Origin of the sequence: Variovorax sp. YR216, from assembly GCF_900107745.1 — a bacterium.
GTDB lineage: Bacteria > Pseudomonadota > Gammaproteobacteria > Burkholderiales > Burkholderiaceae_C > Variovorax.
The window spans coordinates 732,663-758,917 of the sequence record NZ_FNRO01000001.1 but is presented as its reverse complement, the minus strand read 5'-3'; the positions used below and the strand labels follow the sequence as shown (position 1 = coordinate 758,917).

Below are 26,255 nucleotides of genomic sequence, written 5' to 3'. Positions count from 1 at the left end.
AACTGGAGATGCAACCATGCCAACCATCCGCGTCGAGCTCTTCGAAGGCCGCACGGTCGAACAGAAGCGCGCACTCGCGCAAGCCCTGACGGAAGCGACCGTGCGCACGCTCGGTGGATCGCCGGACGGCGTCGACGTTCTCTTCTTCGACATCGCAAGGCACGACTGGGCCACCGGCGGCAAGCTCTGGAGTGATCCCGCGCCGCCGGCCGGGTGAGCCAAGGGGCGCCCGGTCACTGGCCCAGGGCCACGTCCATCGGCTCCGGGGTGCAGTTTCCGAACTCGCATCGCAAGATGGCGCGCTGCCCATTCGCGCAGACGACGCTGTGCCGCTCGAAGCCGGGGCCCTTGCCCGCGAGCACGGTGCGCGCCGGACCGTGACAGACATTCGCCTTGGCGTAGCTCTCGGCCACGTAGGTGTCCCTTCCTGTCCGGACCGCCTTCGCATCCGGCTCCGGCGGCCGCGGCACGTAGGCGACGGTCACATGCGGATCGAGATTGCGATAGCCCTTGCGGGCCATGCAGTTGACCAGCGTCTTCTGCTGAAGCGACGCGTCGGCGAGCCGGGGCTTGTTCTCGTCATTCAGGCCGGAAACGATGCCGGAAAAGACGGCCATCCCCACGAAGCCGAACGGCACGACGATGCCCACGCCCAGTGCGACCGCATCGGCCACCTCGTTGCTTCCCTGGCCCTTGACCGGCAGCACGCGCACGTTGGATGCCATGGTGCGGCAGGCGGCGACGTCTGTCGTGAGGATGTTCGGGTCCACGCCCTTCATGTCGACCATGGGCATGTACGACGCGCCCGAGCCGGTGCCCGGGGTGGTCGTGGGCTGCGTGGCGCAACCGCAAACCAGCGCTGTCGCACAGACGAACGCCAGATTCTTGCCCATGGATGCCCTCCTGCGTAGGGATTGCAGCGGGGCGCGATTTGAGCACACGTTCCGTTGCTTGGGAACAGTCTGGTGTTGCGCCGATGCGTTGGTTGAACTTTGGTCTTAAGAGTCCCGGACCGCAGCCGCCGCGTGCTGATCCATGAACGCCTCGACCCGTCGCGCCGTCTGCGCTGCACGGGTGAGCACGAAGAGGTGTCCGCAATCGACCGTCTCCAGCGTGGCCTTGCGCAGGCCCGAGGCGAGGATGCGGCCGTTGATGGGCGGCACGATCGGGTCGTCGTCGCCCATCAGCACCAGGGCGGGTGCCTCGACGCGGTTCAGGCGCGGCCAGCTCGTCCAGCCCACGGTGGCGAGCAGCTGGTAGAGATACCCGTGGCGGCTCGGGCTGCGCATCGATTCGGCGTGCAGCTGCAGCAGCTCCGTTTCGAGCCGCAGTTCGCCGCCGTAGAGATCGCCGCCGATCTGCATCAGGTAGGCCGGGTCGGTGTAGCGCCGCGGGCTGAGCATCTTGAACAGCACGTTGAGCCGGCCGGGCACCATCACGATGCCGGCGCAGGTGGCCGCGAGGGTGAGGGTCTTGCAGCGGCGCGGATGGTTGATCGCAAACTCCTGCGCGATTGCGCCGCCCCACGAGACGCCGAACACATGCGCGTCCTTGACGTCGAGTCGGGCGAGCACGTCGGCGCCGAGTTGCGCAATGTCGCGCGGCCGGTAGGGCAGCAGTGGCGCGGGCGATTCGCCGACGCCGGGCGCGTCGAAGGTGACGACCCGCGTGCGGGTGAAGCCCGCCATGAACGGCGCCATCGTCTCCACGCTGGCGCCGATGCCGTTGAACAGCAGCAGGGTGCGCTCCGCCTGCGCCGCACCGCCGATGGCGACGCGCAGGCGCTGGGCACCGATGCGGACCGGGAAGGTCTCCAGGGGCTTGCTCGCCCGGCTCATTCGGCCGCCGCCGGTTCGCTGGCCGCCAGCACATAGGTGCCCGGCGCGTCACACAGCGGCGGATGCTTGCGCGAGCCTTCGCGCGCGGGTGCGCGTCGCTCTGCATCGGAGCGTTCGGCAAGCCACGTCGAGAGATGCGGCCACCAGCTGCCTTCGTGGGTCTTCGCGTCGGCCTCGAAGCTTTCCGGCGAATCGTGCGTGCCGGCGTTGGTCATGAACGAGGCCTTCTTGGCGCCCGGCGGCGTGACGATCGATTGAACATGCCCGCTGGAGGTCAGCACGAATTCGCTTTCCCCGCCGAGCATGTTGCGCGTCTGGTAGCAGCCGTCCCACGGCGTGATGTGGTCGGTGCGGCCGGCCACGATGTAGCTGTCGCAGGTGACGTTCGAGAGCTGCAGCGGCAGCTCGCCGATCGACAGCCCGCCCTCGTGCGTGAGCGCATTGGTCTCCAGCAGCGCGATGAAGTCGGCGTGCAGCCGCGCGGGCAGGCGCGTGGTGTCGGAGTTCCAGTAGAGGATGTCGAAGGTCGGCGGCTTCTCGCCCATCAGGTAGTTGTTGACCCAGTAGTTCCACACCAGCTCGTTCGGCCGCAGCCACGCGAAGACCTTGGCGAGGTCCTTGCCTTGCAGCACGCCGGTGTTGCCGCTCACGGTGCGCGCCAGTTCGAGCGTCTCCAGGTGCGCGAAGAGGCCCATCGAGCTGTCGGCAATGCTGCCGATGTCGAGCAGCGAGACGAGCAGCGTCAGGCTGCGCGCCCAGTCGCTTCCCTTGGCTTGCAGGTAGGCGAGCAGCGCGGCGGAGGTGATGCCGCCCGAGCACGCGCCGAGCACGTGCATCTGCGGCGAGCGCGAGATCTCCCGCACCGCCTGCATCGCGTCTTCGAGCGCGAGCACGTAGTCGTGCAGCCCCCATTCCGACTGCTCCGGACCCGGATCGAACCAGCTCACCACGAAGACCTGGAAGCCTTGCTGCACCAGGTGCTCGATCAGGCTGCGGCCGGGCGCCAAGTCCCAGATGTAGTACTTGTTGATCTGAGGGGGCACGATGAAGAGCGGCGTGCCGTGCACCGTCTTCGTCTGCGCCTTGTATTCGATCAGCTCCAGCATGGCGTGGCGGTGCACCACCGCACCGGGCGTGACGGCGAGGTTGCGGCCGACGCCGAACTTCGATCCGTCGACCATGGAGGGCAGGCCGCCGTTGTCGCGCCAGTCGGCGGCGAGCTGCCTCGTGCCTTCGAAGAGGTTGCGGCCGCCGGTCTCGAGCGTGCGGCGGATCGCGGCGGGGTTGCCCACGAGCGTGTTGGTCGGCGCCAGCGTGTCCGCGACCATGCTGAGCGCCATGTGCGCACGAGCCTCGTCGCGCGGCGAGAGATCGAGCTCGCTCGCCAGCCGGTGCACCTCCTTCGCGAGCGCGAGGTGGCTCTGCATGAGCGCGCGGTACACCGGGTTGTGGGTCCACGCCGGATCGTCGAACCGGCGGTCGCCCGCGGCAGGTTCGATCTCCGAGAAGCCGGTGGTGGCCTTCAGCAGGGCCGTGCTGGAGCGCTGCAGGCTACTGATCGTCTCGAAGGGCCGGCGACAGACGGCAATCGCCAACGAAATGAAGGAATCGCTGAGTCGCGAGCCGTTGCGGACGAGGTCGGATCGGATGCGGACGCCCTTGCTCATGACACCACCATCGCGAGTGATTCGGCCACCATCACCGGGCGCCAGGTGTCGCCACCGGCATAGGCCGTGTTCTTGCAGCGCACCAGCCATTGGCCGGGCTGCTTCTCGGTGACTTCGACCAGTTCGATGTGAAGTCGGACATAGGTGCCGCTCGGCACTGGCGAAAGAAAGCGCACGCGGTCGAAGCCGTAGTTCAGCACGCCCTTGGCGTCGGTGGGATAGACGCCGAGCTCGAAATGCGCGGAAGGAATGAGCGAGAGGACGAGCAGCCCGTGCGCGATGGTCTGGCCGAAGGGGCTCTCCGTGCGAGCACGTTCGGCATCGATGTGGATCCACTGCTCGTCGCCGGTGCATCCGGCAAAGCGGTCGATGCGACGCTGGTCGAGCAGGGTCGGGGACGAGGCGCCGAAGTCGTGGCCGACGTGGTCCTTCAGCGTGGCGATGTTGTAGTTCTTGAGGGGTGTCATTTTTCTGGAGACGAATCGTTGGGAATCAAGCCGCGTTCGGCGCAGCGGCGGCGGCGGGCTGCGACGCGGGCTCGTTCGCGCGGGGGCGAAGCAGGAAGTGCGACAGCGCGGGAATCAGTAGCACCGCGCCGACCATGTTCCAGATGAACATGAACGCCAGCAGGATGCCCATGTCGGCCTGGAACTTGATGGGCGACAGGGCCCACGTCAGCACGCCGGCGGCCAGCGTGACGCCGACCAGCGCGACCACCTTGCCGGTGAAGCGCAGCGCACGTGCATAGGCTTCGCCGAGCGTCGCGCCCTGGCGCTGTTCGGCGAGCTGCACGCTGAGCAGGTACAGCGCGTAGTCCACGCCGATGCCCACGCCGAGTGCGATCACCGGCAGGGTCGCGACCTTGACGCCGATGCCCAGGCACACCATGAGCGCCTCGCACATCACCGAGGTGATGATGAGCGGCACGACGGCCACGACCACTGCGCGCCAGCTGCGGAAGGTGACGAAGCACAGTGCGATGACGGCAGCGTAGACCAGCACGAGCATCTCGTTCCAGGCCTTGTGCACCACGATGTTGGTCGCGGCCTCGATGCCCGCGCCACCGGCGGCGAGCAGGAACTTGCGGTCTTCGTTGCTGTGCGCATCGGCGAAGGCGGCGCTCGCGGCGACCACGCGGTCCAGCGTCTCGGCACGGTGGTCCGAGAGATACGCGATCACCGGCATCACCGAGCAGTCGGTGTTGAACAGCTCGGGGTTGTTCACGCTGGCCTGCTGCGCGCCGTAGTTCAGCACGTCCTGGTTGCGCGCGATGGTGAGCCACTTGGGGCTGCCTTCGTTGCTGCCCGCGGTGATCTGCCGCACCGCATTGGTGAGCGACACCGTGGTCTGCACGCCCGGCACCTGTTGCAGGGCCCAGGCGAGGCGGTCGGCCTCGACCAGCGTGCCGTACTGCAGGCAGCCTTCCTTCGCGGTCTTCACGATCACCGCGAAGGTGTCGCTCGACAGCGAGTAGTTCGCCGTGATGTAGGCGTTGTCGCGGTTGTAGCGCGACTGCGGGCGCAGCTCCGGCGCACCCGGATCGAGGTCGCCGATCTTCAGGTGCGTGCTGGCGGCGAAGCCGATCGCGAGCAGCGCGGCGGCGGCGCCGATGGTGCGCACGGCCCACTTGCGCTCGGTGAAGTGGCCGAGCCATGCGTTCAGGCGCGAGGCACCGGCGTTGTTGTCGGCGCGCAGGCTGCGCGCGGCGGCGGCCGGGCTCACACCGATGTACGACAGCAGCACCGGCAGCAGGATCAGGTTGGTGAAGATCAGCACGCCCACGCCGATGCTGGCGGTGAGCGCGAGGTCCTTGATGACCGGGATGTCGATCACCATCAGCACCGCGAAGCCCACCACGTCGGCCACCAGCGCCGTGAGGCCCGCGAGGAAGAGGCGGCGGAAGGTGAAGCGCGCGGCGACCAGCTTGTGCGCGCCACGGCCGATGTCCTGCATGATCCCGTTCATCTTCTGCGCGCCGTGCGAGACGCCAATCGCGAACACCAGGAAGGGCACGAGGATGGAGTAGGGGTCGAGTTCGAAGCCGAGGCCCGCCACCAGCCCGAGCTGCCACACGACGGCCACGAGCGAGCACGCGATCACGAGCGCGGTGCTGCGCAGGCACCGGGTGTAGAGATAGATGATGGCCGCCGCGACCAGCGCCGCGATGGCGAAGTACAGCGCCACCTGGTGCAGTCCGTCGATCAGGTCGCCGACGAGCTTGGCGAAGCCGACGGCGTGCACCTTGATGCCGGTGGGCTTGCCGCTGGCGTCCTGTTCGTAGCTGGCGGCGAGCTTGTCCAGCGTGTGCGAGAGCGCGCGGTAGTCGATGCGCTGGCCGGTGGTCGGGTCCTTGTCGAGGAGGGGCACGATGATCATGCTCGACTTGAAGTCGTTGCCGACGAGGCTGCCCGAGAGGCCGGCGCGCGCGATGTTGCCGCGCAGCTGCTCGGTGGCGCGCGGCGAGCCGTCGTAGTTGTCCGGCATGACCGGGCCGCCGCGGAAGCCTTCCTCGGTCACTTCGGTCCAGCGCACGCCAGGTGCCCAGAGCGACTTCATCCAGGCGCGGTCCACGCCGGGGGTGAGGAAGAGCTCATCCTGCAGGTGCTTGAGCGCGTCGAGGTACCTGGGCTGGTAGATGTCGCCGTCGGTGTTCTCCACCACGATGCGCAGCGAGTTGCCCAGGCCGCGCAGGTCGGCGCGGTGCTCCAGGTAGTTCTGGATGTACGGATGGCTGCGCGGGATCATCTTCTCGAAGCTGGCGTTGAGGCCCAGCTTCGACCAGGCCATGAGGCCCAGCGCGATCGTGATCAGCGCGCAGGCGACGATGACCACGAGCCGGTTGTTGAACACCAGCCGTTCCAGCCGCGAGCCGGAACGGGGGTCGAAGGAGTCGAGCGAGATCGGCGCGGCGTCATCCGCGCGCGTAGTGGGGGTGTGCATATCGGTTCTCCGGCTGCCCGGAATCAGGGCAGTTGCAGTGACTGGGCGCCGCGCGGACCGGCGACGACCAGGGTTCCTCGCGCGGCGACGGTGACGGCTGCTGCGGGGAGGGTGCCGGCAACAGGCACCGGCTTGAAGCTCGCGCCGTCATCGCGGCTGGCGAGGATGTGGCCGGCCTGGCTCACGATGACGAGGCGGCCGTCGCTGTCGCGCGTGCTCGCCGTCAGGCCGACCTGCAGGCCCGTGGGCACCTGCTGCCATTGGTGTCCGCCGTCGGTGCTGCGCAGCACGGTGCCGCGCAGGCCGTGGGCGACCACGGTTTGTCCGCTGCCGGTCACACCGAACAGCGTGCCCTTGTAGGGAAGCTCCAGCGCGCGGAACTGCGTGTCGCCTTGCGCGAGCTTGAGCAGCAGCCCTTGCTCGCCGGCGATGTAGATGTCGGAGCCGATGCCGCGCACCGCATAGAGGTGCTGGCCCTTGGGGTTGTCGACCGCGTGCTGCAGCGGCTCCCAGGTCGCGCCGCCGTCAGCGGTGCGGAACACGAGGCCGAAGGCGCCGACGACATAGCCGTTGCTGGCATCGCGGAACCACACGTCGAGGAACGGGTTCTCCGCACCCTGCGCCTGGAAGCGCTTGGCTTCCTCGACCAGCAGCGCGGCGCGCTTCGGGTCGTCGGTGAGCGCAGAAGCCGACTTCGAGTAGTACTCGAACATCACCTGTCCCAGACGGCGGCCGTCGAGCTGGGTGGTCCAGCTCTGGCCGCCGTCCTTCGAGTGCAGCACCACGCCATCGTGGCCCACGGCCCAGCCGTCGGTGGCGGTCGGGAAGCTCACGGCGACGAGGTCGGAGCTCACCGGCACCTCGGCCTGACGCCAGCTCTTGCCAGCATCGTCGGAGTAGACGATATGGCCGCGCTGGCCGACCGCGACGATGCGGTCGCCGGCCCGCGCCAGCCCGTTGAGCAGGGCGCGCGATGCCAGGGTGCTTCGGGCGGCCGGCGTGTCCAGCACGTCGCGCCAGCCCTTGTCGGCCGCCGCCTGTGTTCCCCACGCGGCGGCGCAGGCGATCGCCAAGGCGGCAATGCTTGCTCGCTTCGCGTTCATGTGCAGGCTCCTCGCTTCAGCGCACGCCGCTGCCGGCGAGCGAATCGGCGGTCCACTCGCGGTCCGCGAGCGGCTTCGTGTGGCGCAGGCCGCCGGTCTCGGCGATATAGCCGGTCAGCGAGTAGACGCGCGAGACGAAGTCGTAGTGGCCGAACATGTCGGTGTACGGCGCGGGCAGGTCATAGCTCGGCGCCATGTAGGCGAAGCCGGCGCGGTAGAGCTGGCCGCGTGCGTCGTAGTTGTCCGACGCCAGCGCCGCCCACGAGTCCTCGTCGAGGTAGAAGGTGCGCTTGCTGTAGACGTGGCGCTTGCCTTCACGCAGCGTGGCGTCGACCACCCACACGCGGTGCAGTTCCCAGCGAACCGCATCGGGGTTCAGGTGGTTGGCCTTGAGCAGGTCGTCCTGCTTGGTGCCGTACACGGCGGCGTAGGTGTTGTAGGGCACCAGCATCTCCTTCTTGCCGACGAGCTTGAAGTCGAAGCGGTCCATCGAGCCGTTGAAGATGAAGGTGTCGTCGAACGTCGTGGCGCCGGCGGTGCCGGGGTTCGGCGTGTCGAACGACAGGTCCGGTGCGACCTTCACGCGGCGCTGGCCGGGCAGGTAGCTCCAGGCGCGGCGGTCCTTGTTGCCGACGTCGAGCGGGTCCACGATCATCAGCGCCTCGCCGGCACGGCGAGCGGGGCCGGTGTAGGTCAGCTTGATGCGCCAGTAGGTGTCGGCGTCCGCCTTGGCGGTGTCCCAGAAAGGGAAGTCCTGCACGCTCACGCCTTCGGTGGCGAGGGCCGGGCGGCCGCTGGCATCGACGTTGATGTTGCGGTACTTGGCTTCATAGGACTGGCCGTTGAAGCGCACGAGGTGGTTCCACATCGCCTCGTAGCCGGTCTTCGGGATCGGGAAGGGGAAGCCCGCGTGCACGCCCTCGACCGAGCGGCCGTCGTTCGTGGTCTTGGCGTTGACGGCGCTCTTGGCGGTGTTGTCGGTCACGAACTTCGGGAAGGCCACGGTGCGGTGCGTCGGGTAGACGTCGACGCGGAAGCTCGGGTAGGTCTTCAGCAGCGTCTTCGTGCCTTCGGTCAGCTTGTCGGCGTACTCGCCCATGTTCTTGGCGTCGATCACGAGGCGCGGCTTCTCGCCCGCGAACGGGTCGGGGCGGATGCCATCGCCGGCCTTGAATTCGGCCGGGGCCTTGGTCAGGCCGCCGGTGTAGGCGGGGATGGTGCCGTCCTTGTTGGCGGCCTTCTCGGCGCCGACCGGGGTCAGCGTGGTGCCGAGCGCCTTGGCTTCATCGGCGCTCACCGCGGCGTGCGCCAGGATGCCCGCTTGCGCCGCGACGAATCCGGCGATGACGACGCGCTTGAGTGTGAACTTCATCTCTTGTCTCCTTGGGTGGGGTCTCTAGAAAGCTCTAGAAGGTGGTCTTGAAAGTCAGGCTCACGAAGCCGCGGTCCTTCAGCAGCGTGGTGAACCCGTTCTGGCTCGTCACCGCGGTGCCGTTGGTACTGCGGTAGCTGCCGAGGTAGTCGATGTACTTGATGTCGAAGCGGTACTTCTGGCGGACATCGACACCCATGCCAACGCTGTAGTTGCCGTTGCCCTGGTTGCCGCCGAAGACCGTGGGAGCGTTGCCGCTGAGGCCCACCGCATAGGTGATGGGCATGGACAGGTCGATGCCCGGCCACACCTGGAACCAGGTGGGCGTGAACGACATGCCGCTGCCGAAGTAGTTCTTGGTCGTGCAGCCGTCCCACTTGTCCTTGCCGGCGCAGGCTGCGAAGCCTTCGGCGTAGAAGAGGTTGGCGCCGCTGGTCACCTTGGCCCATTGCGCCCACACCAGTTCGACGGCCCACGTGGCTGTGTCGAACAGGGCGGTCTTCGGGATCACGCCCACGGCGTTGACGAGGCCGTGGTAGGTGTCGCCGCGCGGGCCCTTGGTGTTGCCCTCCGTAGGCAGGCCAGGGGCGATGCCGAGCACCGTGCTGTTCAGCGGCGTGTTGTGGCGGTAAGAGAGCTCGCTGCCGAAGCTGATGCCCGCGATGTTCTTCGCGAAGCTCACGCCGTACATGTCGATGTTGTCGGCGTAGATCAGGTTGTAGCGGCTGATGTTGCGGCCGACCTGCGTGAGGAAGGTCTGCGGCAGCTTGTCGGCGTAGTTGCGCCAGTAGAAGCCCATCGTGCCGTCCATCCATTCGGGGCTCCAGCGCGCGGCCAGGCCGCCTTCGCCGTGCTGCTTGGGCTCGGACGGATCGCCGCGCCGCGCGAAGCCGAGCTGGTTCGACAGGAACTGGCGGTCGGGGCCGTTGAAGGCGAAGTCCACCGGGCCGAGGTAGGTGCCGCCTTCGGGGTAGCGGAAGGAGTCCCACTCCAGCATGTACTGGCCGGCGATGGACAGGTCCTGCGTGACCTGCGCCTGCGCCGAGAGCTGGTTCAGCGGACGGAAGAGTTCCTTGGCTTCCACGCCCGGCGTGGCAAAGCCCTTCTGCAGGTCGAGCGGGTTCTGCGCATAGGCGATGCCGTTCAGGTTGCCATTGAGGAACAGCGACTCGCCCCAGTAGATCGAATGCCGGCCCAGCTTGGCGTTGACCGGCACGCTGCCGATGTCGGCGCCGCCGAACACGAACGCATCGAGCCACTCGCCCGAAGGCCCGCGGTAGTAGCGATTGATGTAGTCGCTGTACTGGTGGTTGATGTAGCTGGGGATCTGGCTGAGCGGCGGCAGCGGATTGGAGTGGCTGGTCGACCCGTAGGCGCCGTCGGCCCAGCCGGCTGCGCTCACGCGTGCGCCGTAGCGCTTCTGGTAGGTGATGTCGAACTCGCTCAGCAGGTCCAGGCGGTTGGCCACCGTTTGGCCGCGGTCGAAGCTGTAGGTGCCTTCGTCGGAGACGGCGGAGTTGCCGATCTTCGGATCGCGGCTCTCGACCCGGTTCGCGTAGTTGTAGCGGACCGTGTTGTCCCAGCGGATCGCGACGTCGGGGTTGCCCGTGTCGATCTCGAACGCCCGCGCGTTCGACGACAGTGTGGCGAGCAGGGCTGCGAACGCGGTCGCGGCGAGCCGGAAAGACGGGCGGACTGCGAAGGAAGCCGTCTGGTTGTTGAGCTGAGGCACGAGGTCTCTTCTTTCTCTGTTTGTGGGGCCTGGGGGGATGTGTTCCCCGCCTGCGGGCAGCCGGGAACAGGGTGGAATTCTGGAAGCGGGGGTGTGCCAGGCGCCCCTCCTTGGCGGAGGGGGCGAGGGCGGGGGAAGGCCCCCGGTGGCGCTCATCGGTGCGCTTTTCGCTAACCTAGCGCGATGAACGCATTCGCCATCCTGGACGCCGCAGTGGGCGAGCCGATCGGTCCGCCGCCGCCCGCGCCGGATGTTCCCGAGCCGCCGTCGCCGCCCGCGACGCATCCGCCGACGCCGGTGGTCGATCCGCCGCCCGCAGACCCGCCGCTGGTCGAGCCCGGCAAGTCGCCTTCGGTGGCCGATCCGCCGCCTGGCGCCATCGCGCTCGGGCGCGTGCACGCCCGGCGGTTGCGCGAGGTCTATCGCTCCGCCGGCTGGCCCTGTTGCGATTCGATCGAGGTGGATCTGCTGGCCGCGGGGCTGCTGGAGCGGGTCCGCTCCGTGCACGGCCACGAGACGCTGCGCGTCACCGATGCCGGCATCGCGCACATCGCGACCTCGCTGGTGGTGAACCGCGCGGTCATGTCGCGTCACGAGGCGCTGGTGGAGCGCGTCGCGCGCGAGATGACGCGCGCGGGCCGCGTCGCCTGGCGCGGCCTGACGCTGCGGGCGCAACTGCCGCCCGCCGCGGAGGGCGACAAGCCGCGCTGGTGCATCGCGCGGCCGGATGTCTTCTCGATCCGCAACACCAGCGTGGAGGCCTACGCTCAGCCGGTGGTCCACGAGGTCAAGGTCAACCGTGCCGACCTGCTCGGCGATCTGCGCAAACCCGACAAGCGTGCGGCCTACCTCGACCTGGGCGGCGAGTGCTGGTACGTGCTCGGCTGCGATGCGCGCGGCCGGCCCATCGGCGAGCCGGACGAGATCCCGGCAGAGTGCGGCGTGATGGTCGCGCAGGGCGACCGGCTGGTCGTGGCCCGCTCGGCGGTGCACCGCGCGTTGCCGCGCCTGCCGTTCGCGATCTGGATGGCGCTGGCCAAGGCGCAGCCCGTGGCGGGCTTCGACGACGAGGTGCAGGATCTGCTGCCGGGCCTCGAAGGCTGAGTGACGCCGGCGCACTGGCCGGAAGTTGTAGTCAGTTGTCAGCCGTGCGACGGAACGTAAACTACCTCCCCCGCCAATTTGGCGCCGTCCGCCCCACGCGGCCTGAAGAGGAGTCCGCCATGCAGCCAGTTCTCGAAATTCGCAAGCTCGGCGAGCGCTCCTATACCTATACCGTGCGTGCCACCCGGGCGACAGGCGCGCCGGTGGCGGAGCCCTGCTACGAGGATCGGGGCCTCACGTCCTTCGTGGAATGCCTTCGCGATGCTGCGGAGGCGCTGACCTACTTTCCTTGCGTCTACGTTCGCTTCCAGGGCCGCTGCGTCGGCGAGCAGCTCGTGTCGCGCCTCGAAAGCCAGCCCGAGGCAGTGGTGCGCGATCTGCTCGTGCGCTATCTCGAAGGAAGCCTGCCTCCGCAGGCGGCGATGCCGCAGCGGATCGATGCCGCTCAGGCGTCGGTGGTTTCGTAGCGCGCGAGCCAGCTCCACAGCTCGAAGCGTGCGTTCGTGGTGTCCCGCAGGAATTTCCGGTAGCCGATCAGGGCTGAGAGCGGCGCCTCGGCGCGCAGCACGAGGCGGTCGCCCTGCGGATCTTCCTCGACCAGCCTGGCGCCGCGGCGCGCCAGTTCCTCCCGCACATGCGCGGCGTGTGCGCGGGACACCTGCACCCGCACGTACATCACCGGTTGCAGCCGTGCGCCGTCGTGCCCCCGAATGGCGCAGTGCGCGCGCGGCGCGCCGAACCGCGCCGAGGCGCCGAGCGCTGCGGCGACCAGCGGCGTGGCTTCCTCCAGCGCCTGTTCATTCGCTGCGCAGAGCGTGAGCTGCTCGCCGTCATCCACCAGCAGGTAGTGGTCCGGCCTGGAGATCCATTCGGTCGCGGCGTTGTCGCGCAGCGAGGCGAGCTTCTGCTCGTTGACCGACAGCGACTGCCGCAGCGGATAGGGCTCCAGCGCGCGATCGTCCAGGTGCGGTTTCCGGGGCGGGTTCGTGCCCATGTCCGATGGGCCCGCTCAGAGCGTGTATTCGCCGCTGGCCTCGGGCTGGTAGAGGATCTCCTCGACCTGCGCGCTACGCTCCTCGCCGCCGGGCGTCTTCCATTGCGCGGTGGCGCCGAGGCGAAGCCCGATCAGGCCCATGCCGACCGGCGAAAGCACCGAGAGAAAGCCCTTGGCCGGATCGGCTTCCGGCGGATAGCACAGCGTCATCTGGTCGCGTTGGCCGGTTCGCGTGTCCACGAGGGTGATCCTCGAATGCATGGTCACGATGTCGGCCGGGACCTCGCGCGAGCGCATCACCTCGGCGAGGTCGAGCAGGGATTCAAGCGCCGGATACGCCCTGGCGTCCTGCAGCTTGGTGAGGCGGACGTGATCGAGTTCGGTGAGCACGCGCTCGCCGTGAATGGTTGCGGTCATGAAAAGACTCTCCAGTCGAATGCGGCCGGCTGGAAATGACGGCCGCTGTCGCGCGGGGCGGGAGCCCGGCGATCGATGGTTGCGCTAATGAGGTGGGAGAGGGGATCGCCGGGCGGAGGAGGGTCCGTCCGGCTGGCGCAGTCCCGCCATGCCGGCGATGGTCGCATCGGCCTGGTGATTGGCGTGGAACGGAACGGAAGCGCGCATGGGGCGCGATTGTAGGCCGCCCCCACCCGAAGCCAGAAACCCCGCGGAACCGGCTTTGCCGGGCCGCTGGGGTTGCCCCCGGAAGGGGGTTGGCGAAGCGACACGCAGTGCGCGCAGCCTGGGGGTGAGCAACAGTCCTCCCGCGGAACCGGCTCCGCCGGGCCGCTGGGGTTGCCCCCGGAAGGGGGTGCAGAGCCACACGAAGTGGGCGAGGCTGGGGGAGAGCCAAATCCTGGGGGAGAATTCATCCATGCTTTGCCCAGCCTGCGGGTTCGAAGCCGACGCCACGTTCGCCTTCTGTCCGAAGTGCGGGCAGCGTCTCGAGGTGGCGGCTCCCGAGCCCGAATCGGACCGCCGCCCGGTCACGGTCATGTTCGCGGATCTGTCGGGCTTCACGTCGCTTAGCGAATCGCTGGACCCCGAGGTCGTGCGCGCGCTGCAGACCGAGCTGTTCGCGGAGATGGCCTCGAGCATCCAGCGTCTCGACGGCTTCGTCGAGAAGTACGTCGGCGATGCGGTGATGGCGGTGTTCGGCGCACCCGTCGCGCACGACGAAGACCCGACGCGCGCGGTGAGTGCGGCGCTTCTGCTGCATGAGCGGATCGCCGCACTGAGCGAGCGCTGGCAGCCCAGCATCGGCCGTCCGCTGGCCCTTCACATCGGCATCAACACGGGGCCGGTGGTGGCCGGGCGCATCGGCTCGAATCCGGCTGCCACCTATGCGGTCACCGGCGACACGGTGAATGCCGCCGCGCGCCTGCAATCCGCCGCGGGCGCGGGCGAGACCCTGGTGAGCCGCTCGACCTGGCTGCTCACGCGGCATGCCTTCGGCTTCGAGGAAATGCCCGCGCTGTCGCTCAAGGGCAAGAGCCAGCCGGTGATCGCCTACCGCCTCGGCGCTGCGCTGGCCGCGCCGTTGGCGGCGCGCGGGTTGCAGGCGCATGGCCTCGCGACACCGCTCGTCGGCCGGGACGCGGACCTCGATGCGCTGGTCTGCGCTTTCGAGGCCATGCGGGCCGGGCAGTGCCAGCTCGCGAGCCTCGTCGCCGAAGCTGGCACCGGCAAGAGCCGGCTGGTCGCGGAGTTCGTCGCGCAACTGCGCGCGTTCGGCAGGCTGGAGGGTGTCGCGGTGCGCAACGCCGCGTGCTCGTCCCTCGGCGAGCGGACCTACGGCGTGCCGGCGGCTCTGCTGCGCGATGCCTATGGCCTGTCGCAGCGGGAGGACGCGGTCGAGGCGCAACGCAAGATCGCGGCCGCGCTCGTGGAACTGGGCGTGGACCCGCAGGAGCGCGAACAGGTCGCGTCCTATCTCGGCTGCGTGCTGGGCCTCGAAGGCGACGATGCCCGCACGCGCTATCTCGATCCGGAGCAGCTCAAGCGGCAGATCTTCTCCGCCGTGCTCGCGGTCATCCAGCACCGCCTTCAGCGCGAGCCGGTGATGCTCATCGTCGAGGACCTTCACTGGGCCGATGCGGCATCGCTCGATGTATTGCGCTATCTGCTCGACCAGTTGGGCGGCAAGCCTTTCATGCTGCTCGTCACGCACCGGCCGGTTCCGGAGGTCGGCGTGCTGGCCGGCGGGTCCACGGCTCACACGCGGATCGCGCTGGAGCCGCTCTCGCCGGCCTGCAGCGCGACGCTGCTCGATGGCCTGTTCGGCACTTCGCGGCGGACGCTCCCCGATGAACTGCGCATGCGCATCGTCGAGCACGCGGGCGGCAATCCGCTCTTCCTCGAGGAGATGGTGCGCGCATTGATCGCCGACGGCGTGCTGCGCCAGCAGGACGGCGCCTGGATCTGCAGCCCGCGAGCGACGGCGGAGCAGGTGCCGCTGACGATCCACGGCCTGCTGCTGGGTCGCATCGATCGCCTGCCGGTGCCGGTGCGCCAGACGCTGCGCGAGGCGGCGGTCATCGGCCCCGTCTTCGGCGAGGCGATGCTGCGGGACGTTGCGACCGCGCGCGCAGGGGCGCTGTCCGATGCGCTGGATGCACTCGTCGGCGCCGGACTGCTGTCGTTGGCGACGCCTTCGACTGCCGCGCCCGCCTCGCGGGACCGGCAGTTCCGTTTCCGCCACGGCCTGTTCCAGGAGGTGGCCTACGAGACCCTTCTGATCAGCCGCCGCACCGAGTTGCACACCCGCATCGGCGAGGGCCTGGAGCGCCTGTGCGGCGGCACGCCACGGCATCTGGAAGAACTGCAGGTGCTGGCCCATCACTTCCGCCTCGGCGCCGACAAGTCGCGCGCGGTGCACTACCTCGTCGCCGCGGGTGACTGGGCGCGCAAGACCTATGCGAATGCCGATGCGATCCGGCACTACGAGTTCGCGCTGGAGACGCTCTCGCAGGCTGGCGGCGGGGATGAGGGACAGCCGCTGCAGATCCGCGAGCGGCTCGCCGACGTGCTCGCGCCGGCTGGACGGATCGCCGACGCGACGGCGCATCTCGACGCAGTGCGCGAGGGGTATGCGCGCACCGGCGACCGCATCGCGCAGGCGCGCGTGCTGCGCAAGATCGCCGCATTGCGCTGGGAAGTCGGTCAGCGCGACGAAGCGCGGCAATGCCTGGATGCGGGCCTCGCGCTGATGAACGAAGCCGCGCCGCACCCCGAGCTGGCGTGGCTCTTCCAGAAGCGGGGCGAACTGGCATTTCGCAGCGGCGACAGCCACGGCGCGCTGGCGTGGACGGAGCGCGCGCTCGCGCACATCCGCAGCCTCGACGGCACCACCGACGCACTGGCGGGCCCTCGAGGGAGCCGCGCGGCGGTTGCGCTCGCGCTCAACATCCAGGGCATCGCGCTGGCGCGGCTCGACCGCATCGACGAAGCGGTCGAACGGCTGGAGCAGAGCATCGAGGTGGCGCGCGCCGCCGACCTGCCGCAGGTGGAGTGCCGTGCGTTGTCGAACCTCGGCGTGCTCTACAGCTCGAGCGATCCGCAGCGCGCCATCGATGCCTGCGAACGCGGCTTGCAGACCGCCCACCGCATCGGCGACCTGGGCCTGCAATCGCGCCTGTCGGCCAACCTGGCGGTCGCCTACTGCACGCTGACCAACCGCTGCGACGAGCGCGGCATGGTCGCGGCGCACGATGCCATCCGCATCGACCGCAGCACCGGGCAGCTCGACCACCTGGCGGTCTCGCTCGTCGTGCTGGCGCAGATTTACCAGTGCCACGGCGATCCGTTGCGCGCGCTGCGCTACTACAGGGAAGCGCTGGCGCTGGCCGAGAAGTCGGGTGAGCCGCAGTTGCTCTTTCCCTGCTACGACGGGCTGGCGACGCTGCACCTCGACCTGGACAAGGGGGAGGAAGCCGAGCACTACATGGAACTTGCCAGCGATCTCTGCGAGCGCGCGGGGCTCGATCCCGACGCGCTGGTGGTACTGCCGTTCCTGGCGTAGTCAATAGGCAATACGTCAAGTGGCGAAGAATATAGGCGCGTTCCCCGTTGCGCCTGCTGTTGTCGCACTGCTAGTATCGCGGCCAAAACAAATCCACGCCAAGGACCACGATGCTTTTCAATTCCATCGGGTTTATTTTTGTTTATCTGCCCATTGTGTTTTTGGGTTTCTTCTTTCTGGCGCGGAGAAACCAGAAACTGGCTGCATTCTGGCTGGCGATCGCATCCCTTTTCTTCTACGGGTGGTGGAACCCGAAATTCGTCTCGCTGCTGCTCGCATCCATATGCTTCAACTATGGCGCGGGCTACCTGATCGGGCACGGGGGCAGCAGGGCCAAGGCGATCCTGGTGGCTTCCGTCGCATCCAATCTCGTCCTGCTGGGTGTTTTCAAGTACGCCAACTTCTTCGTCTCGACGCTGAACAGCGCGGGCGCCCAAATCGGCCTGCTCGACATCATCCTGCCGTTGGGCATCTCTTTTTTCACCTTTACGCAGATCGCGTTTCTGGTCGACGTCTACCGCGGAATTGCCAAGGAATACAACTTCGTCCACTACTTGTTGTTCGTGACGTGGTTTCCGCACCTGATTGCAGGCCCGGTGCTGCATCACAAGCAAATGATGCCGCAATTCGCTCTTGCAAGCACCTACAAACCGAATGTCGAATCGATCGCCGTCGGTCTGACCTTTTTTTCGGTGGGTCTCTTCAAAAAGGTCTATCTCGCGGATCACTTTGCGCTTTTTGCCAATCCGGTGTTTGATTCGGCGGCCCATGGCGAATCACCGAAGCTGATCGCTGCATGGGTCGGTGCCGTGGCCTACGCGCTGCAGCTCTACTTCGATTTCTCCGGCTATTCCGACATGGCGATCGGCCTGTCGAGGATGTTCAACATCAAGCTGCCGCTGAACTTCGATTCGCCCTACAAGGCGGCCAGCATCATCGATTTCTGGCGGCGTTGGCACATGACGTTGTCCAAGTTTCTGCGGGACTATCTCTACGTTCCACTGGGTGGCAATCGAAAGGGCCCCGTCCGCCGGCATTTCAATCTTCTCGCCACGATGCTGCTCGGCGGCCTGTGGCACGGTGCGGGCTGGAACTTCGTTCTCTGGGGCGGATTGCACGGTGTCTTTCTCATCGTCAACCATGGCTGGCGGTGGCTGACGCGCAACAAAGGCGAGACGAACAACGTGGTCGTGCACGCACTCTGCGTGCTGCTGACATTCACGGTGGTGGTCGTGGCGTGGGTGCCTTTCCGGGCCGAATCGCTCCATGCCGCTTTGGTGCTGTGGAACGGCATGATCGGATTGAACGGCGTGTCCCTGCCCGAGTCTCTGGCGGGAAGACTGCCGGCTGAGTTTGGCAGCTTCCGGTTCGACGGCGCGTTTCCCGGCTTGCCGATCATCACCGGTGAAGTGCTGATCTGGGTACCCATCGGCCTCGGCGTGATCTGGGTGCTGCCCAACAGCCAGCAATGGCTCGCCAGCTATGCGCCTGCCTGGGACGTCGTCAAATACCGCGCGTCCGCGATTTCCTGGAGGCCGACCCGCGCATTCGGCGTGGTGGCCGGGTTGCTGTTCGCGGCATCCGTGGTGTCGTTCACCAGGAACAGCCCGTTCCTCTACTTCCAGTTCTAGGAGCGGCGATGCCATTCATCAAGATGTTCGCGGCCGCTTCGCTGCCGCTGTTGCTGTTCTTCTTTTCGATCAGCTTCTACCTGCAGCCCATCCAGGGCGATCTCACCCGCGTTGCGAATCTTTCCGAGAAGAGCTGGGGCTGGAACAAGCCGCAACCGGCCATCAGCGTGCACGGCAACGAGGATTCGCCCGATGCTCACGTCATCGTCATCGGCGATTCGTTCTCGGATAAGAACATCTGGCAAACGGTGTCGCAGACGGTCTCGGGAGAAAGGTTCCTCACCTTCACCTGGCACGACATCGGCAAGGCCGAATGCCTTCAGTCGACGCTCTTCACCTTGATGGCGCGCTATCCCTCGGTCAGGTACTTCGTCGTCGAATCCGTGGAGCGTGCCTTCGTCGGCAATTTCTACGGCGACCAGCAGGACCCGCAGCATTGCAAGGCCGTCGTCAGGTCATCGGTCAAGCCAAGGAACGAGCCGACCCTGGCGACACGGCCCAGGTTCGATGTCGACAAGCCCATCCTCGATCCGGTCTATGCGGTGAAGGCGCTGATGGCCGAAGGGGCTTCCTACGCCACGACCGCCGCTTCCGGCGATGGCTACATCGCGCCGCTCGATCGATCCGACCTGTTCTCGAACCGGCGATCCGATTTCCTGCTCTTCTTTCACGAGGATCTGAACAAGAAGAACTGGACCGGCGAGCAGCTCGAGCGATCAGTCAGGTCGGTCAGCCAGATCTCGGAGAGCGTGAACAAGCGGGGCGTGAAGTTCATCCTGGCGGTCGTGCCCGACAAGTCCACGGTCTATTCGAAATACCTGAAGGAGCCGCTTTTCGACACACCGAAGGATGTCTGGCGCGCGCTGGCCTCGACCAGCATCCGGTCCGTGGACCTGAAGACACTTTTCCTGAGAGAAGCGCAGGCAAGGGTCGACTTCTATCTCCCGAACGACACCCATCTCGGCGCCGAAGGGTTCACTGCGATGGGCCAGGCGATCGCTTCGCAGCTCAAGCCCGAGGCCGAGCGATAAGCGTCACCGGCCTCACCGGCCTCACCGGCCTCACCGGCCTCACCGGCCTGTAGCTCAGTCGGCCTCGATGCCGGTCGCCTTCACCACTTCGGCCCACTGCGCCGTCTGCACCTTGATCGCATCGGCGAACTGCTGCGGCGGCAGGTAGTCTGCCACCGCGCCTTGCTCGAGCGCCTTCTGCTTGAACGACGGCGAGGCAACGACCTTGGCGATCTCGGTCGTCAGCTTGTCGATGATCGGCTTCGGTGTCCGGGCCGGCGCGAAGACGCCGAACCATGAGGTCGCGTCGAGCTTGGGCAGGCCCGCCTCGGCGGTCGTGGGCACGTCAGGCAGGCTCGGCAGGCGGGTCTTGCCGGTGGTGGCGAGCACGCGCAGCTTGCCCGACTGGATGTGCGGCACGAAGGGCGGGGCGGTTCCGAAGGTCAGGTCGACGGTGCCTCCCAGCAAGTCCTGCAATGCAGGGCCCGTGCCCTTGTATGGCACGTGCGTGAGCCTGATGCCGGCCTGCTGTTCGAGCATCGCGCCGGTCGCGTGCTGCAGCGAGCCGTTGCCCGACGAGGCGTAGTTGAGCTTGCCCGGGTGGGCCTTGGCGTAGGCGATGAGCTCGGCCATGTTCCTGATCGGCAGGTCCGCGCGGATCACCACGATCTGCGGCGCCGACAGCACGTTCGCGACCGGCGTGAGGTCGTTCATCTGCCATTGCGGCGGCTGCTTGCTGACCAGCGGAGTGATGACGTGGTAGCCGGAGTACTGCATCAGCAGCGTGTAGCCGTCGGGCTCCGCGCGCTTGACTGCCATCGCGGCGATCGCGCCGTTGGCGCCGCCCTTGTTGTCGACCACGATGGTCTGGCCCAGTGCGGTGCCAAGCTGCACGCCGAGCATGCGCGCCGCGAGGTCGGTGGTGCCGCCGGCTGCGGTGGGCACCATGAGCATGACGGGGCGGTTCGGGTAGCCGCTGGCCGAGCCCTGCGAGTTCTCTGCGTGCAGCGGGCCCGCGAGCGCGAGCGCCATCGCCCCGAGGGCGCCCGTGGCGATGGCGCGGCGCGAGAGGCGGCGGGTGTGTGTGGGTGTCATGCAATGTCTCCTTGTTGTGTCGAATGCGTGCAAAGAACGGCTGTCAGCGCGCCAGTGCGCGGTCGCGCCAGATGGCGAAGTCCTTCGGCGGCTGATGCAGGTCCAGCCGCCGGCCGGCCTTCACGATCTGGCTTGGGATGTCGTGGCCGACCAGCGCGGGCAGGCGCTCTGCTGCTTCGATCAGCGCCTCGAGGTCGCAGCCGGTGTCGAAGTCCATGAGTTCGAGCGCATGCACGATCTCCTCGGTGCACACGTTGCCGCTCGCGCCCGGCGCGTAGGGACAGCCGCCGAGCCCGCCGAGCGACGCATCGAAGCGGTCCGCGCCGGCCTCGATCGACGCGAGGACGTTCGCGAGGCCCATGCCGCGCGTGTTGTGAAAGTGCAGCGTGGTTTCGAGCGACCCGAAGCGGCCGCGGAAGTCGCGCACCAGCGCCGACACCTGCGTCGGATAGGCCATGCCCGTGGTGTCGCACAGCGTGATGCCGCACGCACCGGCGTCGGCGAAGCGCGCGGCCCAGTCGAACACCACCTGCGGATCGATGTCGCCTTCCATGGGGCAGCCGAACACGCACGAGAGCGACACGTTCACCGGCACCTTTGCCTGGCGCGCGAGCGCCATGACTTCGCTGAGCGCGTCGAACGACTGCTGGCGCGTCATGCGCAGGTTGGCGATGTTGTGGGTCTCGCTGCACGACATCACGAGGTTGAGTTCGTCTGCCTTCGCATCGATCGCGCGTTCCGCGCCGCGCACGTTGGGCACGAGGCAGGTGTAGACGATGCCGGGCTTGCGCTGGATCTCGCGCAGCACGATCTCCGCATCGCGCAGTGCAGGAATGGCCTGCGGCGACACGAACGCGGTCGCCTCGATCTTCGCGAACCCCGCATCCGAGAGCGCATCGATCAGCGCGATCTTGTCGACCGTCGCGACGTAGGCGGCTTCGTTCTGCAGGCCGTCGCGCGGCCCGACTTCCTGCATGTGGATGCGGCGGCGGGCGCCGGTCCAGGCATTGAGGTTGCTCATGCCACCGCTCCCTTGCTGCGCAGCGCCGCAATGTCGCCGGAGGCCAGTCCCAGTTCGCCAAGAACGCTGTCGGTGTCGCCGCCCAGGTGCGGCGCTGCGCTGCGCACGGTGCCTGGCGTGAGCGACAGCTTGGGCACGATGCCCGGCACGTCGATCTCGCGGCCGTCTCTCGTGGTCTGGCGCAGGATCATGTCGCGGGCGCGGTAGTGCGGGTCCTCGTGGATGTCGCGCGCGGTGTAGACACGGCCGGCCGGAACGCGCGCCTCGCCAAGCGCGGCGAGCACCTCGGCGATGGTGCGCGGCAACGTCCAGTCGCCGATCGCGGCATCGAGCGCATCGACGCGCGCCGCACGGCCCGCATTGCTTTGCAGATCGGGGGCGCTGGCGAGGTCCGGGCGGCCGATGGTTTCCATCAGGCGGCGGAAGATGCTGTCGCCATTGCCCGCGATCAGCACGTAGCCGTCGGCACAGCGGTAGGCGTTCGATGGCGCGATGCCGGGCAGGGCACTGCCGGCCGCTTCGCGCACCGCGCCGAACGCGCTGTATTCGGGGATGAGGCTTTCCATCACATTGAAGACCGCTTCGTGCAGCGCGACGTCGATGACCTGTCCCGGTCCGCCGTGCATCGCCCGGTGATACAGCGCCATCAGCACGCCGATCGTGCCGTGCAGCGCGGCCAGCGTGTCGCCGATGGAGATGCCGGTGCGCACCGGTACGCGGCCGGGCTCGCCGGTCAGGTGCCGCAGTCCGCCCATCGCTTCGCCGATCGCACCGAAGCCGGGCAGGTCGCGGTAGGGGCCGGTCTGGCCGTAGCCCGAGATGCGCAGCATCACCAGGCGCGGGTTGAGCGCATGCAGCGTCTCCCAGCCCAGACCCCAGCCCTCGAGCGTGCCGGGGCGAAAGTTCTCGATCAGCACGTCGGCCTCGGCGATCAGCCGGCGCGCGATGTCCTGGCCCTCGGCGGCGCGCAGGTCGAGCGCGATCGACCGCTTGTTGCGCGATTGCACCTGCCACCAGACGGAGGTGCCGTCCTGCAGCATCCGCCAGTTGCGCAGCGGATCGCCGCCGCTCGCGCCGGGGCGGGCCGGGTCGGCGGGCGGCTCGATCTTGATGACGTCCGCGCCGAATTCGCCGAGCGTCTTGCCGCAGAACGGGCCGGCGATGAGCTGGCCCATCTCGATCACGCGCAGTCCGGACAGGGCGCCCTGGATCGTGGCAGCGCCGGGTTGGGGATGTGGTGCTTTCATGTGCATCGTCCGTGAGGGTGCGCCAATGATGCGGAGCGGCGTCCGCGCCGCAAAGCGTTCATTGGCGAGGCTGCCATCGCGAAACGCGATGGCAGGCCGCACCCGGGTGTCTAATGCGGCGCATGAAGCTCGACCCGGTCTCGCTGCGCCTCTTCGTCGCCGTCATGGAAGAAGGCACGATTGCCGCCGCCGCCCAGCGCGAACACATCGCGCCGGCGGCGGCAAGCAAGCGCATCAGCGAACTCGAAGCCGCGCTCGACACCTTGCTGTTCGAGCGCAGCAACCGCGGCACCCGGTCCACGCCCGCCGCGCACGCGCTGCTCGGACTCGCGCGCAACGTGCTCAATGGGCTCGACGACATTGCCGAGCAGATGGCGGGCTTCGGCACCGGGCTGCGCGGGCATGTGCGCGTGTTCGCGAACATCTCGGCCATCACCCAGTTCCTGCCGGACGATCTGCGCAGCTTCATGGCGGCGGCGCCGATGGTGCAGGTGCATCTGCAGGAGCGCATCAGCACCGCCATCGCGCGCGCCGTGGCCGACAGCACCGCGGACATCGGCATCCTCAACGCCGGCGACTATGGCGAATCGCTCAACTTCCTGCCTTATCGCACCGACGAACTCGTGCTGCTGGTGCCGCGCGGCCATGCGCTGGCGCGGCGGCGGCGAGTGCGGTTTCGTGAGGTGCTTGCGTATGAATTCGTCGGCGCGCATCCGGGCAGCGCGGTCAACGCCATGCTGCACCGCGCGGCCAGCGAGGCCGGCTTGCCGCTGCGGCTTCGGATCCAGGTCAGCGCGTATGACGCGATGGCGCTGATGGTCGCTGCGGGACTGGGCGTTGGCGTGCTGCCGCGGCTGAGCGCGAGGCTCTACCTGTCATCGCTGGGGATCCGGACCGTGTCGCTCGATGAAGCCTGGGCGAGCCGTCGGCTGGTGCTGGCTGTGCGCAGCGTCGAGGCGCTGTCGCCGGCCGCGCGCATGCTGGTCGACCACCTGGGCGCTCCCCCGGGTGAAGGCGAGGCGCAGACAGCACACATTGCCGGGCGGTAACGCGCGCGTGCGTCAGCTTCTGCCGAGGCCGCGCCGGATGAAGGCCTTGAGCGGGCTCGCACCGAACACCAGTCCCGAGAATGCGAGGAACCAGGACTGCGGCAGGCAGGTGCTGCTGTAGAGGTACACGCGCTGCTGCAGCGGTGCCGTGCGCGTGTCAGGGTGCCGCAGTACCTTCATGAGCAGACCGAAGTCGCGCCCCGAGCCTGCGAACCAGCCCTCGAGGAAGCGCAGCCAGTTGTAGCCGGGCTGTTCGTCGAGCCCGCGCCACTGCGGCAGGGCGGCGGGCATCCGGCGGCGGATCAGCGCGCGCAGCCAGGCATCGATGATCTCGATGCGCTCTCGCGTGAGTTTGACCTTGGGCAGGCTCGACAACATGCCGCCGAAGGACTCCGAGACGCCGTGCGCGCGGTAGCGCCCGAGCGGCTCCGGAATCCAGGCCACCGGACTCAGCAGTGCAGCGGCGACCCAGAACTGCATGTCCTGCACGAGGCAGCGGTCTTCCGCGATGGGCCCGATCGCCTCGAGCAGTTCGCGGCGGAACGCCAGCCCCGAGGTGATGGTTGCGACCGGGCTCTGGGAGCGCTCCAGCACCTGCGGGCCGAACCAGCCCTCGGGCGGCGTGTGGTAGTGGGGGGTCAGGCCCAGGTCGTCGTGCGTCTCGGAAAACCGCCGCAAGGGATGATGGACCCAACCGGGAACGCGGCCGTCCACGGTCCGCTGCAGCGCGGCCAGGACGCGTTCGACGCGCTTGTCGGAAGGCAGGTCGTCCGCATCGAGCAGCACCACCACATCGCCGGTCGCGGCCGCGATCCCGGCGTTGGTCGCGGCGCAGACGCCCCCGTTCGGCTGGCGGATACCGCGCACCTGCGGGTGGCGCGCCATGTAGTCCGAGAGCAGTTCCCAGGTGTTGTCTTTCGATCCGTCGTCGATGACCACGATCTCGTCCGGTGGCCGGCTCTGCCCCACGCAGGCATCGAGGCATTCGACGAGAAAGCGCCCGTAGTTGTAACTCGCAATGACAATACTGACGCGAGGCTGCGCGGGCAGCGCGGTCAGCGGCAAAGGTTCGATGGCGATGGACAAGGCAGTTTCGCGCAGCGGTTGTCGGCGCGCCGATAGGTGACGTGGCAGTCTAGCGGCGGGTCGTTGGCGCGTGAAGTGGTCATGTGGCCTACTCGGCGGCCCGGCGCGCAGCAGCAGGACATTGCTCTGGCCGGAATCAGCTTCTGCCCAGGCTACGCCGCACCAAGGCCTTCAGCGGGCTCGCGCCGAACACCAACCGCGAGAGCGCCGTGAACCAGGACTGCGGCAGGCAGATGCTGCTGTAGAGGTACACGCGCTGTTGAAGCGGCGCCATGCGGGTATGGGGGTGGCGCAGCACCTTCATGAGCAGGGCGAAGTCCCGTCCCGATCCCGCGAGCCAGCCTTCGAGGAAGCGCAGCCAGTTGTAGGCAGGCTGTTCGTCGAGCACGCGCCAGTCTGGCGCGGCCGCTGGCCTTTGTCTTTCGAGCAGTTGGTGTATCCAGGCATCGACGAGCTCGACGCGCCTGCGCATGAGTTGAACCTTGGGCAAGGTCGAGAGCATCCCGCCGAAGGACCTCGAGACGTCGTGGGCGCGGTAGCGCCCGAGTGGCTCCGCGATCCAGGCTACGGGGCTCAGCAGCGCGGCCGCGAGCCAGTACTGCATGTCCTGCGACAGGCTGCGGTCCTCCGCGATAGGTCCGATCGCCTCGAGCAGTTCACGCCGGAACGCGAGCCCCGAGGTCATGGTGGCCACCGGGCTCTGGGCGCGCTCGAGGACCTGTCGGCCGAACCAGCCCTCGGGTGGCGCGTGATAGTGCGGCGTCAGACCGAGGTCGTCGTGCGTCTTGGAGAAGCGCTGCAGGGGATGATGCGCCCAGCCGGCGACGCGGCCCTCCACGGGCCGCCGCAGCGCGGCCAGGACGTGTTCGACGCGGGTCTTCGCCGGGATGTCGTCCGCATCGAGCAGGAGCAGCACATCGCCCGTCGCAGCCGCGATCGCGCTGTTGGTGGCGGCACACACGCCGGCGTTGAGCTGGCGAATGCCGCGCACCTGCGGGTGACGCGCCATGTAGCCTGAAAGGAGTTCCCAGGTGTCGTCGGTCGAGCCGTCGTCCACGATGACGATCTCGTCCGGCGGCCTGCTCTGGCCCAGGCAGGCATCGAGACATTCGCCGAGAAAGCGCCCGTAGTTGAAACTCGCAATGACGATGCTGACGCGAGACCGCGACGGCAGTTCGGTCAGCAGCAGTGGTTCGATCGCGAGGGGCAAAGCAGCTGCGCGGGGCGGCACGCCCCGACGCGTAGAAAGTGGACCGGGGCAGTCTAGAGGCGTGTGATCTCCTCCGAACAGAGGAGATTCAGCGTATTCCGGCCTTGTGCGGAGAAGTTCTCGCTGCCCTCGGGA

The 26,255-nt window shown here is 67.8% G+C and carries 22 protein-coding genes; 7 read left to right on the top strand and 15 right to left on the bottom strand.

Features of this window, described 5'->3' with window-relative positions; genetic code table 11:
* The first annotated feature begins 16 nt into the window (after window positions 1–16).
* A complete protein-coding gene (locus BLW05_RS03580; RefSeq protein ID WP_093159714.1) occupies window positions 17–217 on the top strand; it encodes a 4-oxalocrotonate tautomerase in 201 nt (66 codons plus the stop codon).
* Window positions 218–233: 16 nt separating this feature from the next.
* Here the strand turns inward: BLW05_RS03580 and BLW05_RS03575 are convergent, their stop codons facing one another.
* The 8 genes from BLW05_RS03575 to BLW05_RS03540 all read right to left on the bottom strand — a co-directional run bounded on the left by BLW05_RS03575 (window position 234) and on the right by BLW05_RS03540 (window position 10,652).
* Entirely contained in the window at window positions 234–893 is a 660-nt protein-coding gene (locus BLW05_RS03575) for a hypothetical protein (RefSeq protein ID WP_093159711.1), read from the bottom strand.
* Window positions 894–998: 105 nt separating this feature from the next.
* Window positions 999–1,838: a poly(3-hydroxyalkanoate) depolymerase gene (phaZ, locus tag BLW05_RS03570; RefSeq protein ID WP_093159709.1), complete on the bottom strand. Its 840-nt coding sequence runs from the start codon at window positions 1,836–1,838 to the stop codon at window positions 999–1,001.
* On the bottom strand, window positions 1,835–3,505 hold the full coding sequence (locus BLW05_RS03565; protein ID WP_177142544.1) for an alpha/beta fold hydrolase: 1,671 nt from the start codon (window positions 3,503–3,505) through the stop codon (window positions 1,835–1,837). Before BLW05_RS03565 ends, phaZ begins: the two co-directional genes overlap by 4 nt.
* A complete protein-coding gene (locus BLW05_RS03560) occupies window positions 3,502–3,972 on the bottom strand; it encodes a MaoC family dehydratase (RefSeq protein ID WP_093160460.1) in 471 nt (156 codons plus the stop codon). The genes BLW05_RS03565 and BLW05_RS03560 overlap by 4 nt, the downstream gene beginning before the upstream one ends.
* Before the next feature lie 25 nt (window positions 3,973–3,997).
* The gene (locus BLW05_RS03555; protein WP_093159704.1) at window positions 3,998–6,445 is read right to left on the bottom strand and encodes an efflux RND transporter permease subunit; all 2,448 of its coding nucleotides are present in this window, start codon (window positions 6,443–6,445) and stop codon (window positions 3,998–4,000) included.
* Window positions 6,446–6,468: 23 nt separating this feature from the next.
* Window positions 6,469–7,548, bottom strand: coding sequence for a WD40/YVTN/BNR-like repeat-containing protein (locus tag BLW05_RS03550; RefSeq protein WP_093159701.1), 1,080 nt, complete (start codon window positions 7,546–7,548; stop codon window positions 6,469–6,471).
* Between the two features lie 16 nt (window positions 7,549–7,564).
* A complete protein-coding gene (locus tag BLW05_RS03545; protein WP_093159699.1) occupies window positions 7,565–8,920 on the bottom strand; it encodes a DUF1329 domain-containing protein in 1,356 nt (451 codons plus the stop codon).
* A gap of 34 nt (window positions 8,921–8,954) precedes the next feature.
* Window positions 8,955–10,652, bottom strand: coding sequence for a DUF1302 domain-containing protein (locus BLW05_RS03540; protein WP_256330000.1), 1,698 nt, complete (start codon window positions 10,650–10,652; stop codon window positions 8,955–8,957).
* 183 nt (window positions 10,653–10,835) lie between these two features.
* Between BLW05_RS03540 and BLW05_RS03535 the strand changes: the two genes are divergently transcribed.
* Together BLW05_RS03535 and BLW05_RS03530 are read left to right on the top strand one after the other, a co-directional pair.
* Entirely contained in the window at window positions 10,836–11,756 is a 921-nt protein-coding gene (locus tag BLW05_RS03535) for a hypothetical protein (RefSeq protein WP_093159694.1), read from the top strand.
* A gap of 119 nt (window positions 11,757–11,875) precedes the next feature.
* On the top strand, window positions 11,876–12,223 hold the full coding sequence (locus tag BLW05_RS03530; RefSeq protein WP_093159691.1) for a hypothetical protein: 348 nt from the start codon (window positions 11,876–11,878) through the stop codon (window positions 12,221–12,223).
* Here the strand turns inward: BLW05_RS03530 and BLW05_RS03525 are convergent.
* Together BLW05_RS03525 and BLW05_RS03520 are read right to left on the bottom strand one after the other, a co-directional pair.
* Complete coding sequence (locus tag BLW05_RS03525) at window positions 12,202–12,750, bottom strand: hypothetical protein (RefSeq protein WP_093159689.1); 549 nt, start codon at window positions 12,748–12,750, stop codon at window positions 12,202–12,204. The two genes, BLW05_RS03530 and BLW05_RS03525, sit on opposite strands and share 22 nt — an antisense overlap.
* A gap of 15 nt (window positions 12,751–12,765) precedes the next feature.
* A complete protein-coding gene (locus tag BLW05_RS03520; RefSeq protein ID WP_093159686.1) occupies window positions 12,766–13,167 on the bottom strand; it encodes a GreA/GreB family elongation factor in 402 nt (133 codons plus the stop codon).
* 457 nt (window positions 13,168–13,624) lie between these two features.
* Here BLW05_RS03520 and BLW05_RS03515 point away from each other — a divergent pair, with 457 nt between their 5' ends.
* The 3 genes from BLW05_RS03515 (at window position 13,625) to BLW05_RS03505 (ending at window position 19,433) form a co-directional block, all read left to right on the top strand.
* Window positions 13,625–16,771 (top strand): adenylate/guanylate cyclase domain-containing protein, encoded by a 3,147-nt coding sequence (locus tag BLW05_RS03515; protein WP_177142543.1) that lies wholly within the window; start codon window positions 13,625–13,627, stop codon window positions 16,769–16,771.
* Window positions 16,772–16,881: 110 nt separating this feature from the next.
* Entirely contained in the window at window positions 16,882–18,402 is a 1,521-nt protein-coding gene (locus BLW05_RS03510; protein ID WP_093159681.1) for an MBOAT family O-acyltransferase, read from the top strand.
* A gap of 8 nt (window positions 18,403–18,410) precedes the next feature.
* Window positions 18,411–19,433, top strand: coding sequence for an alginate O-acetyltransferase AlgX-related protein (locus tag BLW05_RS03505; RefSeq protein ID WP_093159679.1), 1,023 nt, complete (start codon window positions 18,411–18,413; stop codon window positions 19,431–19,433).
* 54 nt (window positions 19,434–19,487) lie between these two features.
* Here BLW05_RS03505 and BLW05_RS03500 read toward each other — a convergent pair whose 3' ends face one another.
* Genes BLW05_RS03500 through BLW05_RS03490 form a run of 3 tightly spaced genes read right to left on the bottom strand, consistent with a single transcriptional unit; the run spans window position 19,488 to window position 22,775 of the window.
* A complete protein-coding gene (locus tag BLW05_RS03500; RefSeq protein ID WP_093159676.1) occupies window positions 19,488–20,507 on the bottom strand; it encodes a Bug family tripartite tricarboxylate transporter substrate binding protein in 1,020 nt (339 codons plus the stop codon).
* A 43-nt stretch (window positions 20,508–20,550) separates the two neighbouring features.
* The gene (locus BLW05_RS03495) at window positions 20,551–21,528 is read right to left on the bottom strand and encodes a hydroxymethylglutaryl-CoA lyase (protein WP_093159674.1); all 978 of its coding nucleotides are present in this window, start codon (window positions 21,526–21,528) and stop codon (window positions 20,551–20,553) included.
* Window positions 21,525–22,775 carry a CaiB/BaiF CoA transferase family protein gene (locus tag BLW05_RS03490; protein ID WP_093160457.1) on the bottom strand — a complete coding sequence of 417 codons (1,251 nt, stop codon included), beginning with the start codon at window positions 22,773–22,775 and terminating at the stop codon, window positions 21,525–21,527. The genes BLW05_RS03495 and BLW05_RS03490 overlap by 4 nt, the downstream gene beginning before the upstream one ends.
* Before the next feature lie 122 nt (window positions 22,776–22,897).
* Between BLW05_RS03490 and BLW05_RS03485 the strand changes: the two genes are divergently transcribed.
* Window positions 22,898–23,824, top strand: coding sequence for a LysR family transcriptional regulator (locus tag BLW05_RS03485; RefSeq protein WP_093160455.1), 927 nt, complete (start codon window positions 22,898–22,900; stop codon window positions 23,822–23,824).
* 12 nt (window positions 23,825–23,836) lie between these two features.
* Here BLW05_RS03485 and BLW05_RS03480 read toward each other — a convergent pair whose 3' ends face one another.
* Window positions 23,837–24,910 (bottom strand): glycosyltransferase family 2 protein, encoded by a 1,074-nt coding sequence (locus tag BLW05_RS03480; protein ID WP_177142542.1) that lies wholly within the window; start codon window positions 24,908–24,910, stop codon window positions 23,837–23,839.
* A gap of 136 nt (window positions 24,911–25,046) precedes the next feature.
* Window positions 25,047–26,120 carry a glycosyltransferase family 2 protein gene (locus tag BLW05_RS03475; protein WP_177142541.1) on the bottom strand — a complete coding sequence of 358 codons (1,074 nt, stop codon included), beginning with the start codon at window positions 26,118–26,120 and terminating at the stop codon, window positions 25,047–25,049.
* Between the last annotated feature and the right edge of the window lie 135 nt (window positions 26,121–26,255).